Annotated in this window: 14 protein-coding genes; 13 read left to right on the top strand and 1 reads right to left on the bottom strand. The window is 39.2% G+C overall.

Features of this window, described 5'->3' with window-relative positions; translation table 11 throughout:
- The first annotated feature begins 174 nt into the window (after positions 1-174).
- The 13 genes from ilvD to nagB all read left to right on the top strand — a co-directional run bounded on the left by ilvD (position 175) and on the right by nagB (position 16,138).
- Positions 175-1,851, top strand: a complete 1,677-nt coding sequence (ilvD, locus tag ABR854_RS23900) for a dihydroxy-acid dehydratase (protein WP_350268376.1) — start codon at positions 175-177, stop codon at positions 1,849-1,851.
- Between the two features lie 57 nt (positions 1,852-1,908).
- Entirely contained in the window at positions 1,909-3,669 is a 1,761-nt protein-coding gene (ilvB, locus tag ABR854_RS23895; RefSeq protein ID WP_350268375.1) for a biosynthetic-type acetolactate synthase large subunit, read from the top strand.
- A 121-nt stretch (positions 3,670-3,790) separates the two neighbouring features.
- A complete protein-coding gene (gene ilvN, locus ABR854_RS23890; RefSeq protein ID WP_350268374.1) occupies positions 3,791-4,330 on the top strand; it encodes an acetolactate synthase small subunit in 540 nt (179 codons plus the stop codon).
- A 117-nt stretch (positions 4,331-4,447) separates the two neighbouring features.
- On the top strand, positions 4,448-4,843 hold the full coding sequence (locus ABR854_RS23885) for a GxxExxY protein (RefSeq protein WP_350268373.1): 396 nt from the start codon (positions 4,448-4,450) through the stop codon (positions 4,841-4,843).
- A 126-nt stretch (positions 4,844-4,969) separates the two neighbouring features.
- Positions 4,970-6,013 (top strand): ketol-acid reductoisomerase, encoded by a 1,044-nt coding sequence (ilvC, locus tag ABR854_RS23880; RefSeq protein ID WP_350268372.1) that lies wholly within the window; start codon positions 4,970-4,972, stop codon positions 6,011-6,013.
- 123 nt (positions 6,014-6,136) lie between these two features.
- Complete coding sequence (gene ilvA, locus ABR854_RS23875; protein WP_350268371.1) at positions 6,137-7,408, top strand: threonine ammonia-lyase; 1,272 nt, start codon at positions 6,137-6,139, stop codon at positions 7,406-7,408.
- Positions 7,409-7,480: 72 nt separating this feature from the next.
- Complete coding sequence (locus ABR854_RS23870) at positions 7,481-9,508, top strand: hypothetical protein (protein ID WP_350268370.1); 2,028 nt, start codon at positions 7,481-7,483, stop codon at positions 9,506-9,508.
- A gap of 50 nt (positions 9,509-9,558) precedes the next feature.
- Positions 9,559-10,329, top strand: a complete 771-nt coding sequence (locus tag ABR854_RS23865) for a WbqC family protein (protein WP_350268369.1) — start codon at positions 9,559-9,561, stop codon at positions 10,327-10,329.
- Between the two features lie 51 nt (positions 10,330-10,380).
- Complete coding sequence (locus ABR854_RS23860) at positions 10,381-11,040, top strand: acetyltransferase (protein ID WP_350268368.1); 660 nt, start codon at positions 10,381-10,383, stop codon at positions 11,038-11,040.
- 73 nt (positions 11,041-11,113) lie between these two features.
- Positions 11,114-11,998, top strand: coding sequence for a class I SAM-dependent methyltransferase (locus ABR854_RS23855; protein ID WP_350268366.1), 885 nt, complete (start codon positions 11,114-11,116; stop codon positions 11,996-11,998).
- A gap of 43 nt (positions 11,999-12,041) precedes the next feature.
- Positions 12,042-13,016, top strand: a complete 975-nt coding sequence (locus ABR854_RS23850; protein ID WP_350268365.1) for a glycoside hydrolase family protein — start codon at positions 12,042-12,044, stop codon at positions 13,014-13,016.
- A gap of 102 nt (positions 13,017-13,118) precedes the next feature.
- Positions 13,119-13,925, top strand: a complete 807-nt coding sequence (locus ABR854_RS23845) for a phytanoyl-CoA dioxygenase family protein (protein ID WP_350268364.1) — start codon at positions 13,119-13,121, stop codon at positions 13,923-13,925.
- Between the two features lie 290 nt (positions 13,926-14,215).
- Entirely contained in the window at positions 14,216-16,138 is a 1,923-nt protein-coding gene (nagB, locus tag ABR854_RS23840; protein WP_350268363.1) for a glucosamine-6-phosphate deaminase, read from the top strand.
- A gap of 123 nt (positions 16,139-16,261) precedes the next feature.
- Here nagB and lpdA read toward each other — a convergent pair whose 3' ends face one another.
- Complete coding sequence (gene lpdA / locus ABR854_RS23835; RefSeq protein WP_350268362.1) at positions 16,262-17,653, bottom strand: dihydrolipoyl dehydrogenase; 1,392 nt, start codon at positions 17,651-17,653, stop codon at positions 16,262-16,264.
- Between the last annotated feature and the right edge of the window lie 66 nt (positions 17,654-17,719).

Here is a 17,719-nt window from a genome sequence, read left to right as displayed (position 1 = left end):
TTCAATTTTTACTCGAAGTGTTACGACAGCTCAGCAAAATATAAATAATAAATAAAAAGCATTTACATCAACAATCGTTAATCATCAATCCTTAATCTATAATTCAAATCAAATATTATAGATTAAGGATTAGAAAATGAAGATTGAAGATTAAGAAATTTTAAAATTAGCAATATGGAATTAAATAAATTCAGCCGCACCCTTACGCAAGAAGTTCATAACCCTGCTGCTAAAGCCATGCTTTATGGTATTGGTCTGACAGAAGAAGATATGCAGAAAGCTCAAATCGGTATCGCAAGTACTGGTTATGAAGGAAATACCTGTAATATGCACCTCAACGGGTTATCTGTTCACGTAAAGAAAGGTATCCAAGAAAACGGAATGGTGGGCTTAATTTTTCATACAATCGGAGTTTCGGATGGTATGACAAACGGCAATAATGGCATGAGTTATTCATTACCAAGCCGTGATATTATCGCTGACTCGATTGAAGATATTGTAGCTGCTCAATGGTACGATGGCGTAATTGCCGTAGTTGGTTGTGATAAAAATATGCCCGGGGCAATGATGGCAATTGCAAGATTGAACCGCCCTGCAATGTTGGTTTATGGAGGAACAATTCGTACTGGACAATATAAGGGTAAAAAACTCGACATCGTTTCGGCTTTTGAGGCATTAGGGCAAAAATTTGCAGGTACAATCTCAGATGAAGACTACGAAGGAGTTATAAAAAATGCAATTCCGGGTGCGGGTGCTTGTGGTGGGATGTACACCGCCAACACAATGGCATCTTCAATGGAAGCAATGGGCTTGACTCTACCAAATTCATCGAGCTACCCAGCCACACACGAAGGCAAAAAAGCAGAGTGTATTGCCATCGGTGCTGCCATGAAGAATATGTTGGAGAAAAACATTTGTCCACGTGACATCATGACTCGCAAGGCATTTGAAAACGCCATGACGATGGTAATGGTGATGGGTGGCTCAACAAATGCAGTTCTTCACTATTTGGCCATTGCAAGTGCCGCAGGTGTAGAATTTACACTAAAAGATATTCAAGATATTTCAGACCGTACACCATTAATAGCAGACTTGAAACCATCGGGCAAATATTACATGGAAGATATGCTCGAAATCGGTGGAGTTCCTGCTTTGATGAAGTATTTGCTCAAAAAAGGCTTTATTCACGGTGATTGTATGACGATTACAGGCAAAACAGTAGCCGAAAACTTAGAAGACGTACCAGACTTAGATTTTGATACACAAAAAATCATTCAACCAATCGAGTCTCCAATCAAGCCAACTGGTCACTTACAGATTCTTTATGGAAATCTGGCTGAAGGCGGAGCAGTGGCAAAAATCACAGGAAAAGAGGGTGAAAAATTTGAAGGAATTGCCAAAGTTTGTGAGCGTGAAGAAGAAGTGATTGAGTTCTTAGAAAAAGGTGAAATCAAGGCGGGTCACGTAATCGTAATCAGAAACGAAGGCCCTAAAGGTGGCCCGGGAATGCCCGAAATGCTTAAACCAACGTCAGCCGTGATGGGTGCAGGTCTCGGAAATAGCGTAGCAATGATTACAGATGGACGTTTTTCGGGCGGAACACACGGTTTCGTAGTTGGACACATCACACCAGAGGCTTTTGAAGGTGGAACAATCGCTTTGGTAAAAGATGGCGATAAAATCACGATTGATGCCGTAGATAATCAATTGATTTTGCACGTTTCAGACGAAGAATTGGCCGAACGTAAAGCTGCTTGGAAACAAATTCCATCAGAACACACAAGAGGCGTACTTCGTAAATATATCAAAAACGTAAGTTCGGCCAGCGAAGGTTGTGTAACGGACTTGTAAGAAATACGGAGTACAGCAAAACAACTAAAAACTTCATCCTAAAATATCTCAGACGATATGGGAAATTTACTCGAAATCGAATTAAAACAAGAAACACTCGTAGCACCCGCTGAAGCGAAAGAAGGTCAAACTTTTCTTTCGGGAGCTCAAGCCATGATGGAGTGTTTATTGGCCGAAAGTGTAGAAAATATTTTTGGTTATCCAGGTGGGGCAATTATGCCTACCTACGATGCCCTTTATGATTATATTGATAGAATAAAACACACCTTAGTTCGCCACGAACAAGGTGCTGGACACGCTGCACAAGGTTATGCTCGTGTAAGCGGACGCACGGGTGTTTGCTTAGTAACTTCTGGCCCAGGAGGCACAAACCTTATTACGCCTATTGCCGATGCCATCATTGACTGCACGCCTTTGGTTTGTATTGTTGGACAAGTAAAATCGACTTTATTGGGAACTGATGCTTTCCAAGAAACTGATATGATTGGTGTTACTACGCCAGTTTGTAAATGGAATTATCAGATTACCGACCCCAACGAAGTGCCAGAAATCATGGCAAAGGCTTTCTTCATTGCTAAGTCAGGAAAGCCTGGCCCAGTAGTAATTGATTTTGCTCGTGATGCACAGGCTGCTAAAATGACGAAGCCTTTTGTCTATAAAAAGGTAGAGAAAATGGTAAGTTATAGCCCACGTATTGTGCCAAAACAAGACCAAATCGAGAAGGCAGCCGAGCTTATCAATAAGGCTAAACGCCCATACATTTTGTTCGGACATGGAGTTTTGATTGCTGATGCCGTTCAAGAATTACTTGACTTTGTTGAAAAAACAGATATTCCTTGTGCAAGTACATTGCTTGGACTTTCGGCAATGCCAAATAATCACCCAAATTACATGGGTTGGTTGGGTATGCACGGAATGTACGCTCCAAACGTAATGACCGACGAGTGCGATGTTTTGATTGCCATCGGTATGCGTTTCGACGACCGTGTGACGGGAGATTCGACCAAATTTGCTCCGCAAGCAAAAATCATTCACATAGAAATTGACCCTTCGGAAGTTGATAAAATCAAAAAAGCAGAAGCACCCGTTATCGGCGATGCCAAAGAAGCCTTGAAAATGCTTATGCCTTTAGTAAAAAAAGGCGATTTTACTGGCTGGAAAAATGAATTCCGTAAACTTGATGTAAAAGAATACGATAAAGTTACGCTCCGTGATTTAAACCAAGAAGGTAAAATCAAAATGGCAGAAGTGGTAGCTTTACTTTCGGATAAAACTAATGGTGAGGCTTGTATCGTAGTTGACGTTGGTCAGCACCAAATGGTTACGGCACGCTATTACCAATTCCGTAAACCAAACTCATACATTGCTTCTGGTGGACTCGGAACGATGGGCTTTGCGATTCCTGCATCGTTTGGTGCGAAAGTCGGAGCTCCAGACCGTGAAGTAGTCGGAATCATCGGTGATGGTTGTTTCCAAATGACGATTCAAGAACTCGGTACAATCGCTCAAAGTGGTTTGGCCGTGAAGATGATTATCTTGAATAACAACTTCTTAGGAATGGTGCGTCAGTGGCAACAATTATTTTTTGATAATCGCTACTCATTCGTAGAACTTCAAAATCCAGATTTTATTACAATCGCTAAAGGTTTCGGAATTGACGGACATACATGTTCAGAAAGAGAAAATCTAAGCGATTCATTGGATAAAATGTTGGATTCTAAAAAAGCCTATTTACTCGAAGTTATCGTCGAAAAAGAAGAAAACGTATTCCCGATGGTTCCTGCGGGAACAAGCGTCAGCGAGATTCGCTTGGAGTAGCCCCCTTGCCGCTGCGGCGGACCGCCCCCAATGGGGGTAAAAGGTGGTATTTAAATATTAATCATTTTTAAACAAAAATGTTTAAAAGTAAAATTCCCCCATCGGGGGTTAGGGGGCTGTTATGACAACATACACTATTTGCGTATTTACCGAAAATAGCATCGGATTACTCAACAAAATCACAATCATATTTACCCGTCGCAGAATCAACATTGAGTCGCTGACGGTTTCGGAAACTGAGCGTAAGGGTATTTCTCGTTTCACCATCGTTATCAAACACGAAAAACGTGAAGAAGTAGAAAAACTCGTACGCCAGATTCGTAAAATTATCGAAGTTTTAGCTGTTTTCGGCTATCTCAACGAAGATATTGTTTACAACGAAATCGCTCTTTTCAAGATTTCTACTCCACTCAATGGCAAGTCCGTTGATGTAGAAATCATTAACAAGGTTTATAAAGCATGGGTAGTATATTGGGGGCTTGACTATGTGGTTATTGAAAAAACAGGCACAGAAACCGAAATTTTTGAATTTTTCAAATACATCAAACCGCACGGAATCATCGAATTTGTGCGTTCGGGAAGGGTTGCCGTAGGAAAAACCCCTAAAGGCTTAATTGAATATTTACCAGAGGAAATTACCGAATGGGAGTATTATTTGTAAATTTGTCTTAAACTTTGATTTAACAGATTTACTGATTTTTATGAAAATGATTTACATAAATATCCAAAATTAATTGAAGAAATCAGTGCAATTTTTCAAATCTGCTAAATCAAAGTCATGATTGATGAAAAGTACAAATATTCAGCTTTAACGGGAAAAATCATAGGTTGTGCATTAGAGGTTCATAAAGTTTTAGGTAATGGCTTTCAAGAAGTTATTTACCAAAGAGCTTTAGAAGTAGAATTCAAGAGAACAGGCATTTTGTATCATCGAGAGTTTGAAATGCCAATTATTTATAAAAACGAACACGTTGGTACAAGAAGAGTTGATTTTTTAGTAGAAGAGCATATAAGCGTTGAACTAAAAGCAATCATTAAACTTGAAAATGTACACTTTGCCCAAGCTATCAACTATTTAGAAGCATATAACTTAGAGGTTGGCTTACTCCTAAATTTTGGTAGTGAAAGTTTAGAAATGAAAAGATTATTAAACTCAAAATACAAATCAATCTGAATCATAATTTACTAAAATTTAAGATTTATTAGAGAAAAGACATTTTCTGTTAAATCCCAAAATCAGTTAAATCAAAGTTCAGACAATTAAATAGTTGTCGCATTCAATAAAACAAATTCAATAAAAATGGCAAAATTAAATTTCGGCGGTGTTGAAGAAGAAGTAGTAACCCGTGAAGAGTACCCACTCGAAAAAGCGAGAGAGTTCTTGAAAAAACAAACTATTGCAGTAATTGGCTACGGTGTACAAGGCCCAGGTCAAGCAATGAACATGCGTGACAATGGTTTCAACGTAATCGTTGGACAACGCCCTGGTAAAACTTACGACAAAGCAGTTGCTGATGGTTGGGTTCCAGGTAAAACTCTTTTCAATATCGAAGACGCATTGAAAAAAGGTACAGTTATTTGTTTCCTTTTGTCAGATGCAGCTCAAATTGCCTTATGGCCAACAGTGAAACAATACCTCAAAAAAGGTAAAACTTTATATTTCTCTCACGGTTTCGGTATCACGTACAGCAAAAAAACGGGTATTAAACCACCTAAAAACGTTGACGTTGTATTGGTAGCTCCAAAAGGTTCGGGTACTTCACTTCGTCGTTTGTTCGTTGAAGGAAAAGGTCTTAACTCATCTTTCGCTGTTTACCAAGATGCTTCGGGTCACGCACGTGAAACGGCCATCGCAATGGGTATCGGTGTAGGTTCGGGTTATTTATTCGAAACAGATTTCTACCGTGAAGTAACATCTGACCTTACTGGTGAGCGTGGAACGTTGATGGGTGCTATCCAAGGTATTTTCGCTGCTCAATACGAAGTATTGCGTGAAAATGGTCACTCTCCATCAGAAGCTTTCAACGAAACTGTTGAAGAATTAACTCAGTCATTGATGCCATTAGTTGCAGAAAACGGAATGGATTGGATGTATGCCAACTGTTCAACAACTGCACAACGTGGTGCGTTAGACTGGTGGAAACCTTTCCACGATGCTACAAAACCAGTTTTCAAGAAATTGTATCAAAGTGTAAAATCACAAAAAGAAGCTGCTCAATCAATCTCTCGTAACTCTGAGCCAGATTACCGTGAGAAATTGGAAGTTGAATTAGCTGAACTTCGTGAGTCGGAAATGTGGCAAGCAGGTAAAACTGTTCGTAGCTTACGTCCAGAGAGAAACTAATGATAGTCCAAAGTCGATAGACGACGGACGACAGTTTCAAAAATATATTTATTACAGAAAGCACAGGGGCAAAATCTCTGTGCTTTTTGTATATTTGAATTTCATAAAATAAGCCTTCATCACATGACCAAAATAAAGTCAGAAATCATATTTCCTGATTTAGACAATATCTATCTTGCTGCCGAGCGTCTGCAAGGAGTGGCCGTTCACACACCTTTGATGCACAATCTGAATCTTTCGGAGCGTTATGGAGCAAATATTTACCTCAAACGTGAAGATTTGCAAGTAGTACGTTCTTACAAAATCAGAGGGGCTTTCAATAAAATGGCGGCTTTACCAAAAGAGCAACTTGAAAAAGGTGTTGTGTGTGCCAGTGCGGGCAATCACGCACAGGGGCTTGCGTATGCGTGTAGAAAACTGCAAGTAAAAGGTACAATCTTTATGCCTACCACCACACCCGCTCAGAAAATCAAGCAAGTGGGTATGTTTGGAAAAGAGTTTGTGAAAATCGAACTCGTAGGCGACACTTACGACGATGCCTATTATGCCGCAAAAAAATATTGCGAAGAGCAAAACGCTACTTTCGTGCATCCATTCGATGATTTGCAGGTAATGGAAGGACAAGGAACAGTAGGCTTAGAAATTTTCAAAGATTCTAATTTCAAAATTGATTATTTGGTTTTTGCCATCGGTGGTGGCGGCTTAGCTTCAGGTGTTTCGACGGTTTTTAAGCAACTTTCGCCCAAAACCAAACTCGTGGCCGTTGAACCGCTTGGCTCACCAACCATGAAAACCGCCTTGGAGCAAGACCAAGTAGTTACGCTCGAAGAAATTGATAAATTTGTAGATGGAGCGGCCGTAAAACGTGCAGGAGATTTGACATTTCAAGTTTGTAAACAAAATCTCAATCACGAAATTTTGTTGATTCCCGAAGGGAAAGTTTGCTCTACGATTCTTCAACTTTATAACGAAGAAGCCATAGTAGCCGAGCCAGCGGGAGCATTATCAGTTTCAGCTCTCGACTTTATAAAAGATGAAATAAAAGGCAAAAATGTGGTCTGTATCATCGGTGGAGGAAATAATGATATTACTCGAACCGAAGAAATAAAAGAGCGTTCGTTGCTTTATGAAGGGCTCAAACATTACTTCATTATTCGTTTCCCACAGCGTGCTGGGGCATTCAAAACTTTCTTGAATGATGTACTAAGCCCAACCGATAATATTGTATTTTTTGAATATTCCAAGAAAACCGCTCGTGAACGTGGCCCCGCATTGGTCGGTATCGAATTGAAGCAACAATCTGACTTCCAGCCACTTATCAAACGCATGAAAGAAAACAACGTTCAGTTCGAATACATCAACGATAAACCCGAACTTTTCGAGTTTTTGATATAGTTTATTCCAAAAAGCATAATAAAAGAAGGGCTTTCATTATCTTTGCACCGTGAAAGCCCTTATTCTGATTCAATGTATCTACTTTTTATAGTATTATTTCTTGTTTTTCTTTGGCAAATTCATCGGAATACTTCGTATATTTCAGAAAGCCTCAATGATTATCTAATCAAGTTTTTTGTTGGATTGGTTTCTTGTATTATTCCAACAGGTTTCCTTTTGTCTGAACTCAATCAGATTAGCAACGCCGTATCTTGGGGTTTTGGCGTAAACGTTTTAGCTTTTTTGTTTTATTTCTTTTTCAAGAAAGTCACCGAAAATCATCAATATTCGCTCAGAAATTCATTAAAAACACTTCCCAAAAATCTGACTGAAATCTGGCAAGAACAAAGCTTTTTAGGAAAATCCGTGTTTGGTATTTTAGGCATAGGTTTGCTGATTGTCAGCATTTTAAATGTAGGAATGTTTTTCTTGACTTATCCCAATGAATGGGATAGTATGACAGGACATTTGGTAAAATGTGCGTTGTATCTCCAAAATGGCAACATGAATCGCCTACAAGGCACCACTTGGACGATTGATTTTTACCCAAATTCATTACCAACTTTGCAAATGTTTGGGTTTCATCTTTTTGGTGAACAAGGCTTTAAGGTTATACATTACCTATCTTACTGGCTTTTTGCAATTTCAGCTTACGGAATAGCTTTCAAAATAGCCGCTAATAAGGCAGCATCTTTACTCGTTTTTTTGCTATCGGCTTTACTCCCAACGGCTTTGGTACAAGCAACAACTACCGAAACCGACATCGTTTTGTCAGCCTATTTAGGTTGTTTGACTTACTTCATGTTTTCGTTTAAAACCAACCCTTCTCGCCTCAACGTTTCGCTCATTGCATTGATGGCAGGTATCTGGATTGGTCATAAAGTTACATTCTTGCTTATTGCTCCCGCAGCAGTAGTTGTGGTATTCCACACGGTGTTGCTGAAAAAGCAATTCTATCAACAAATTAAGGTTTTTATCATTGTTTTTGTAGCTGCAATTAGCATTTATGCCTTACCAACTGGCTATATCGGTAATATCAGAGAATCGAAGAAATTTAGTCTCGGAAGCCTTTCTGCTCCTAAAATGGTGATGCAATGGCACGGTGTTGAGCATTATACAGGAAAAGAAAGAATCAAAAATTTAGCCTTCAATATTGCTCGATACTCTTCTGATTTTTTGAATATGGATGGCCTCAGAAGTTCTCCTTTGGGGAAAGAGTTGAATGAGATTGTACGATATTGGCCTAATAAAATCTTTAGTAAACTGGATCTTGAAGGTGAGCACTTTACGGTTGTTTCGTATTTTTCTTTTGAACATCCAGTAAGATTTTATCTTGAAAGACCCTTTTGGGGATTTATAGGTTTTGGTCTGATACTACCAATTATGCTCATTTTGGGTTGGAAGATTTTACGAAATTTCAAGAAATTGAATAGCGTTGAAAAAAGCCTTTCAGTACTTGCTTTTGCGGCGACACTACACTTTTTATCGCTCTGTTATTCAGCACCTTACGACCCCATTAAGGCTCGTTATTTCCTGAATATGGCGGTTTGGTGTATGCCTATGCTTGCTTTGGTTAGTTTATCATGGCTACAAAAAAAATCTATTTTTAATAAGGTTTTTCTTACAAGCATCAGTTTCTTGATTGTACTTTCTGCCATTCCGACGATTCTATTCATGCGAATACATCCTGTTTTTGGAGAGAAAAATATCTTTAATGCCAATCGTTTAGAACTCATCACGATTGCCCGACCAAATGTTTACGAAGCCTACAAAAAATTTGATGAAATCGTACCTAAAGATGCTATCGTGGCACTCGGAACTCAGCAAGAACACGAAGATTTTGAGTATCCGCTTTGGGGAGCAGATTTTAAGCGAAAACTGATTCCGATTCATCCATTCAGAAGTGCAGTGAAACCGATTCCTGCCGAAGCACAGTACTTATTCTATTCAAAAGGGGTTATTCCATATCAAGAAGGCGATATTCGGCTTAATTCAATCAATAGCAAATCGGATATACTTGTCAATGATAGTGAGTTTTATTTAAGAAAGTTAAAACCCTAACACCCCTAAGCGAACCGTCGCACCGTCCCTAAAGGGGAGTTTCAAATACTATGATAAAAGATATAGTAAAAAATAGCGTTAATAGTGACACCCCTTTAGGGGCTGGGGGTGGTCGGGTACTTGGCATCATGCAGCCCTACGTATTTCCTTATATTGGCTATTTTCAACTCATTAAAGCGGTTGATAAATTTGTAGTGTATGATGATGTAGCATTTATCAATAAAGGGTGGATAAACCGAAATAACATTTTAGTCAACGGCAAAGCCTCCATGTTTACGATTCCGTTGATTGGTGCAAGTCAAAATCGCTTGATTCTGGACATTGAAGTTGATAATTTGGCTGCTTGGAGCAAAAAGTTTTTAAAGACTATTGAGCAATCCTACAAAAAAGCTCCGTTTTATAAAGAAGGCTTCGCAATAGTAGAGCAAGTTTTCAACTTGCCCGCAGCGAATATTGCAGAATTAGCAGTAAATAGCCTGAAAGAAACTTGCAAATACTTAAATATCGAAACCGAAGTCATAGAAAGTTCAACGATTTACAATAACCAAGACCTAAAAGCTCAAGGCCGAATTTTGGATATTTGTTTGCAAGAAAAAGCTAATCATTATATCAATCCGATTGGTGGAATGGCTATCTACGACAAACAACTTTTTGCAGATAACGAAATCTTACTTAATTTTATCAAAGCAAAGCCCATTCAATATAAGCAATTTAATAAAGACGAAGCATCTTTTGTGCCGTGGCTTTCGATAATAGATTTACTAATGTTTTGCTCGGTCGAAGAAATCAACGAACATTTGAATAAATTTGAATTAGTCTGATAAGTCGATAGCCCATAGTAGTGTTTAAAATTCTAAAAACTAAAAATAGAAATGGCAAAAGTAGTAGTTTTCGGTACAGAACTGGTGGCAGAATTAGCCCATTATTACCTCACAAATGATTCAGAACACGAAATCGTAGCATTTACTGTCAATAAAGAATATATCAAGGAAGATAATTTCTGCGGCTTGCCAGTTGTGCCATTTGAAGACGTAACTACACTTTATCCACCCACCGACTACAAATTTTTTGCCCCTTTGAGCGAGCGTAAAATGAATATGGTTCGTGCAAAAGTTTACGCCGAAGCCAAAGAAAAAGGTTATTCTTTTATTTCATACATCAGCTCAAAAGCAACAGTTTTGACCGACCAAATTGGCGAAAACTGTTTTATTTTAGAAGATAATACGATTCAACCATTCGTAAAAATTGGTAATAATGTAGTGCTTTGGAGCGGGAATCATATCGGCCACCACGGTGAAATCAAAGACCACGTTTACTTTACTTCGCACGTAGTTTTATCTGGTCGTTGCGTAGTTGGCGAATATTCATTCTTTGGTGTAAACGCTACTATTAGAGATGGCTGTACGCTCGGTGAAGGTACGCTCGTAGCGATGGGAGCCAACGTAACCAAGGCAAAAACCGAGCCTTGGAGCATTTGGAAAGGAAACCCAGCCGTAAAATCTGAGGTGTCGAGCAAAGACATTAATTTATAATAAAACGTAGATAGCTTTTAAAAACCGCTCAAAAACTCGAACTTTGAGCCTTAATCTTTGAATATTTCTGATAATGAATCAATTTTTTGACCAGTTAATTTGCCCAAAAACACATACAAAGCTTGTTTTATCGGCCGATGGCAAAACCCTCAATAATACTTCAACCGAAGAACCCGTAAGCTACGACGTAAACGACATCGTTGATTTGGTTTACCCAAGAGAGCTTTTCGAGCAAGACCGCAAAGAACAAGTGGCCTACAATGACGCTCACGCTCGCTATGACCGTGGGGTTTCATGGGTTTTTGAATCACTTCACGCCAATGAAGCTGCTACTCGTAAGCAAATGATTAGCTTATTGAAATTAAAGCCAGGCATGAAAGTGCTGGAAGTTGGAGCAGGAACTGGCAAAGATTCAGCTTATATTATTGATAAAATTACCCCAGGTGGCCACGCTGTTTTGTCTGATTTATCGCCAGCGATGTTGAGTCACGCAAAAGAAAAGTTTGCTGATAAAAAAGACGTTACGATTGATTATTTCATCGGAAATGGCTCTTATTTACCATTTGATGATAATTCGTTCGATGCACTTTTCCATTTCGGTGGAATCAATACATTCTCAGAAAGAGCCAAAGCTTTTGAAGAATTCAACCGTGTTGTAAAAGTAGGCGGAAGAGTAGTTGTTGGCGATGAAAGCGTAGGAGCATGGCTTCGTGACCAAAAAACATATCAAATCTTGATGGATGCTAATCCAATGTTTGCTGATTTAGTTCCAATGCAAGATTTACCGAAAAACATCAAAGACGTAAAACTCCAATGGATATTCGGAAATGGATATTACGTTCTTGACTTTAAGAAAACTAAAAAAGCTCCAACGGTAAATGTAAATCTTCAAATTCCAAACAAAGATTTTAAAGATAACTGGAAAATCAGAGCCGAGAGAAATCGTAAGAATAAATAATCCCCAACCCCAAAAGGGTGAAGGAGTGAATTATACCGAAATAATGAGTAATATAGATAACAAAGAATTAGTTAAAACTGGGGGTGTATGGCAGAAAAAGGGCCTCGTTTACAAGCCCGATGGTAGTTTATCACACAGTCGTTCGCATGCCCAAGTACCGTATGCTTACAAGCATAAAGATTTTTTGAGAGTTTATTTCTCTTCAAGAGACGATAACGGCTATTCTCGCCCAACATTTATTGATGTTGATTACGACGACCCAACGAAGATTCTTTACATCCACGATACTTTTGTATTGGATTTAGGAGGCCCAGGTGAGTACGACGAAACAGGTGCAATGCCTTCGTGGTTTGTACCGCAAGCAAATGGAGACATCTGGTTGTATTATACAGGTTGGAACAGAACTCACAACTCATATCGCCTTTCGATGGGACTGGCAGTAAGTACCGATGGCGGTTTGAATTTCAAGAAAATGTTCCGTGGCCCAATTATGGACCGCTCAATTCATAATCCAATTTGGGCAGCACAACCTTCGGTGATGTTTGTCAACGGAAAATGGATGATGTGGCATATTTCAGGTCAGAAATGCGAGTATATTCATGACTACCCAGAGCCATTCTACGATTGCCGAGTTGCTGTTTCAGATGATGGTATCAATTGGACTCCAACAGGTGATGTTGCCCTTCCTTTTGATGATTTCCTACATGCTGTGGGTCGCCCAAGTGTATTTCACGAAGATGGTATTTTCAAGATGTATTACTCTTATCGTCATACCCGAGATTATCGCACCGACCGTAACCAAAGTTATCGTCTGGGCTATGCTGAGTCGATTGATGGCTACAAATGGGAGCGTAAAGATGGTTTAGTTGGTATTCATAAATCAGAAAATCCAGCCGATTTTGACTACCAAATGATAAATTATGCTCACTGTTATGAACATAATGGTAAGAAATATTTGTTGTATAATGGTAATGGTTTCGGAGCAGCAGGTTTTGCCTACGCTGTTTTGGAAAAATAAATCAATTACTGACAATTATCATTATTTTCTCAATCAGTAACATCTAATTTTACTGAAAATTAAAATCCCCCTTTAGGGCGGGATGCGTAATCGTTAGGAATTATGAAAGAACAATTCAACAAAGACGGATATATTATCATCAAAAACTTCTTTTCAAAAGAAGAAATTAATAAAATTTACACCGAAGCACGTAGCCTTTTTGCGTTACAAATAGAGCGGGTTTTGGGCAAAAAAGTTGACATCAACGACCGTGATACTTTCGAGCAAGCCATGTTCGATTTATTCGAAGCTGATTTTACAACTTTTGTGAATACAGGAAAACAAGCTCAACACCTGATTTCGTTGCATCATTTAGGTACTGACCCTAAAATCATCAATGTTTTGAAAGGTTTAGGTTATGAATTCCCGATGATTGGCGTTCGTCCTGCGATGCAATTCAACAGCCGATATTTATCAAAAGGTGGTAGCCACTGGAAATTGGGAGCTCACCAAGATTGGAGAACTGGTCAAGGTTCACTTGATAGTATAGTTATGTGGTTTCCGATGGTTGATTGTGGTGCCGATTTGGGTGCTCTACAAATCGTACCTGCGAGCCATACAATCGGTCTATTGAAAGCAGATACTTCGGGCTATTTAGGAAGTATTCAAGAGGCTATTCCAGAAGAAGATTATGTACAAACTCAATTTGAAGTGGGTGATTTATTAGTGTTCTCGGCATTCTTAGTTCACCGTTCGGGCGAAAATATTACTAAAAACATTCGTTGGTCGATTCAGTTGCGTTATAATAATATGGCAGAGCCGACCTTCAAAGAAAGAGGTTTTCCGATGCCATATATCTACAAACCAGAAGAAAACTTGGTAACTCCTGACTTCCCGAAAAAAGAACAACTCGAAGAGGTTTTCGCATAAAATATCATCGGCGAACATGGATGTTCGCCCCACATAAAAGCAAAGCGTATCAAATTAAGAATAAAACCATTATTTCAGATGGGACTTCTTGATTTGATACGCTTTTTGTGTATTTTCGCCATTATAGTTTTTCATTGATTGAATATTTATTAAAAAAATATTTTTTAATAAATTAAATTATGATAAAATATTATATCTTTCAACCTTAATTATGATGTACTGAAATAAATAATTTTTACCTTTGTGAAATATTTTTATTTTAGCGAATAAAACCAAAAACTACGACAATAATGGAGCAACAGCTTATTACAACTGACCCTATTGCCTACGAAAAGATTCCAACCAAGATTTTTAAAGATTCAAAGGAAGCATCAAATGCCGTGGCTCACGAAATAGCCGAATTAATCAGAGAACGCCAACGCCAAAACCGAAATTGTATTTTAGGTCTTGCTACGGGTTCATCGCCTAAAACGGTTTATGCAGAGTTAATCCGAATGCACCGTGAAGAAGGTTTAAGCTTTAAAAACGTGGTTTCTTTCAACTTAGATGAGTATTTTCCGATGGAACCAGACTCTTTGCAGAGTTACGTAAGGTTCATGAAGGAACAACTTTTCGACCATGTGGATATTCCAAAAGAGAATTATTTTATTCCAGATGGAACAGTTCCTGCAAGCAAAGTAAAAGATTTTAGCGAAGAATATGAGCGTAAAATAGATGCCGTTGGTGGTTTAGATTTTCAATTATTGGGTATCGGTGCAAATGGACACATTGGTTTTAATGAGCCAGGGTCGTTAGTAAATTCTCGCACTCGCTTGATGATGCTCGACCACTCTACTCGTGTAGCGGCAGCTTCTGACTTTGGTGGTAGTTTGGTAAAAGTGCCAAAGAAGGCAATTACGATGGGGGTTGCGAAAATCTTGAGTGCCAAAAGAGTAGTTTTGCTCGCTTGGGGTGAAAGAAAAGCACCCGTTATTGCCGAAGCGGTTGAGGGTCGTGTAACCGAGACAATTCCAGCTTCGTACTTGCAAACTCACCCAAATGCGATGTTTGTCATTGACGAACGTGCTGCTCATGAGCTTACTCGTATGCGTACACCATGGGTTGTAGAAGATGTTGAGTGGACAAGCAAGATGGTTAAGAAGGCTGTTACGAATTTGGCTCTGACGCTCGGTAAACCAATCTTAAAGCTGACTAATAAAGATTATAACGATAATGGTTTAAGTGACCTATTGGCTCGCCACGGACAAGCTTATGAGATAAACATTGATGTATTTAATCAATTACAGCACAGTATTTCGGGCTGGCCAGGTGGAAAGCCTAATGCTGATGACACCAATCGTCCAGAAAGGGCTTTACCTACTAAAAAACGTGTAATTATATTCAGTCCACACCCAGATGATGATATTATCTCGATGGGAGGAACTTTCCAACGTTTGGTTGACCAAGGACATGACGTACATATTGGTTATCAAACTTCGGGAAATATCGCCGTAGCAGATGATGAAGCTATTCGTTTTATTGACTTTGTAGTTGATTTTAATAATAAATTTGGCATCGAAAACAAAGAAACGCAACAACTCTTTGCTGATGCAAAAGAATTTTTGAAGAATAAAAAAGATAGCGATGTTGATACTGATGGAGTAAGATATGTAAAAGGTTTGATTCGTAGGGGTGAAGCAAAAGCCACTTGCCGTTTTGTGGGTATTCCAGAAGAAAACGTGCATTTCATGGATATGCCTTTTTATGAAACTGGACGTATTGAGAAAAAACCATTGGGTGCTGATGATGTAGCAATAGTTGCCAATTTAATTGAATCAATAAAACCTCACCAAGTATATGCCGCTGGCGATTTAGCTGACCCGCACGGCACGCACAAAGTATGTTTAGATGCTATTTTTGCGGCAGTTGAGCAACTCAAACACAAAAACTTCATGAAAGACTGTTGGGTTTGGTTGTACCGTGGTGCTTGGGCAGAGTGGGATATTCACGAAATCGAAATGGCGGTACCGATGTCGCCTGACCAAGTTTTACAAAAACGTATGGGTATCTTTAAGCATCAATCTCAAAAAGATGGTGTGGTGTTCCAAGGAACAGATGCTCGTGAGTTTTGGCAACGTGCTGAAGAGCGTAACCGTGGAACGGCTCAACTTTATAATAAACTTGGCTTGGCAGAGTACGAAGCAATGGAAGCGTTTGTTAGATGGAAATTCTAAGATAATGTTTAATGTTAAATGGTGAATGTTAAATTATGCATCATACAAAAACGGTCGTAAGAATTAATCTTACGACCGTTTTTGTATAAACAATTTACCATTAATCATTCACCATTAAACATCTTACAAGTGAATAACCTCACCATAAGCAGCGGCAGCCGCTTCCATGATGGCTTCTGACATGGTTGGGTGTGGGTGAACCGACTTGATGATTTCCATACCTGTTGTTTCGAGTTTACGAGCTACAACTGCTTCGGCGATCATTTCGGTTACGTTATTACCAATCATGTGGCAACCTAACCACTCGCCGTATTTAGCATCGAAAATAACTTTCACGAAACCTTCTGGCACGCCACCAGCTTTTGCCTTACCCGATGCCGAGAATGGGAACTTACCAACTTTGATTTCGTAACCCGCTTCTTTAGCAGCTTTTTCGGTATAACCTACTGAAGCGATTTCCGGCGAACAATACGTACAACCTGGGATATTTTTGTAGTCAAGTGGTTGTGGGTGGTGACCCGCAATTTTCTCCACACAAATAATACCTTCGGCCGATGCTACGTGAGCCAGTGCTTGTCCTGGAGTTACATCACCGATAGCATAATATCCTGGGATATTTGTCTCAGCATAGCCATTTACTAAGATTTTGCCTCTGTCGGTAGCAATACCTACATCTTCTAAACCAATGTTTTCGATATTTGCTACAATACCTGCTGCTGAAAGCACCACATCCGTTTCGATTTTGATTTCGCCCGTTGGAGTCTTAACAGTTGATACACAACCACTTCCCGAAGTGTCAACTTTCTCTACGCTTGAACTTGTGTAGATTTCTATACCCAACTTCTTGTAAATTTTTGCCAATTCCTTAGAAATATCTTCGTCTTCTACTGGAACGATGTTTGGCATAAACTCTACGATGGTTACTTTCGTACCCATGCTTGCATATACATACGCAAACTCAACACCGATGGCACCCGAACCCATCACCAACATCGAAGCTGGTTGTTTTTCGAGACTCATTGCTTTGCGGTATTCAATTACTTTCTCACCATCAAGCGGCACGTTTGGCAATTGTCTTGCTCTTGCACCCGTTGCAATGATGATGTGCTTTCCTTCTACGTCAGTTTTTTTACCTTCGGCATCAGTAACTTCTACTTTTTTGCCCGGTTTTACTTTTCCGTAACCATTGATTACATCAATTTTATTTTTCTTCATCAAGAAAGTTACGCCTTTGCTCATACCTTCGGCAACGCTGCGTGAACGCTTGATAACTGCACCAAAATCTGCATTGGCTTCGCCAACTTCAATACCGTAATCTTTTGCGTGTTTGATGTACTCAAATACTTGAGCCGATTTTAACAACGCTTTTGTTGGAATACAACCCCAGTTGAGGCAAATACCACCTAAATTTTCTTTTTCGATGATGGCTGTTTTCAAGCCTAATTGTGATGCACGAATAGCAGCTACATAGCCGCCCGGCCCACTTCCAAGTATTACAACGTCGTATTGTGCCATAAAATGTTTCTTGTTAATTGAAAACTCGGTGCAAAATTAGACAAAATAGCTGATACTCAAAAGGTA

The sequence above is a fragment of the Emticicia sp. W12TSBA100-4 genome, assembly GCF_040253585.1.
Classification (GTDB): Bacteria; Bacteroidota; Bacteroidia; order Cytophagales; family Spirosomataceae; genus Emticicia.
Note: the sequence above shows the minus strand (reverse complement) of the source record. Positions and strands in the feature narration are given on the sequence as shown.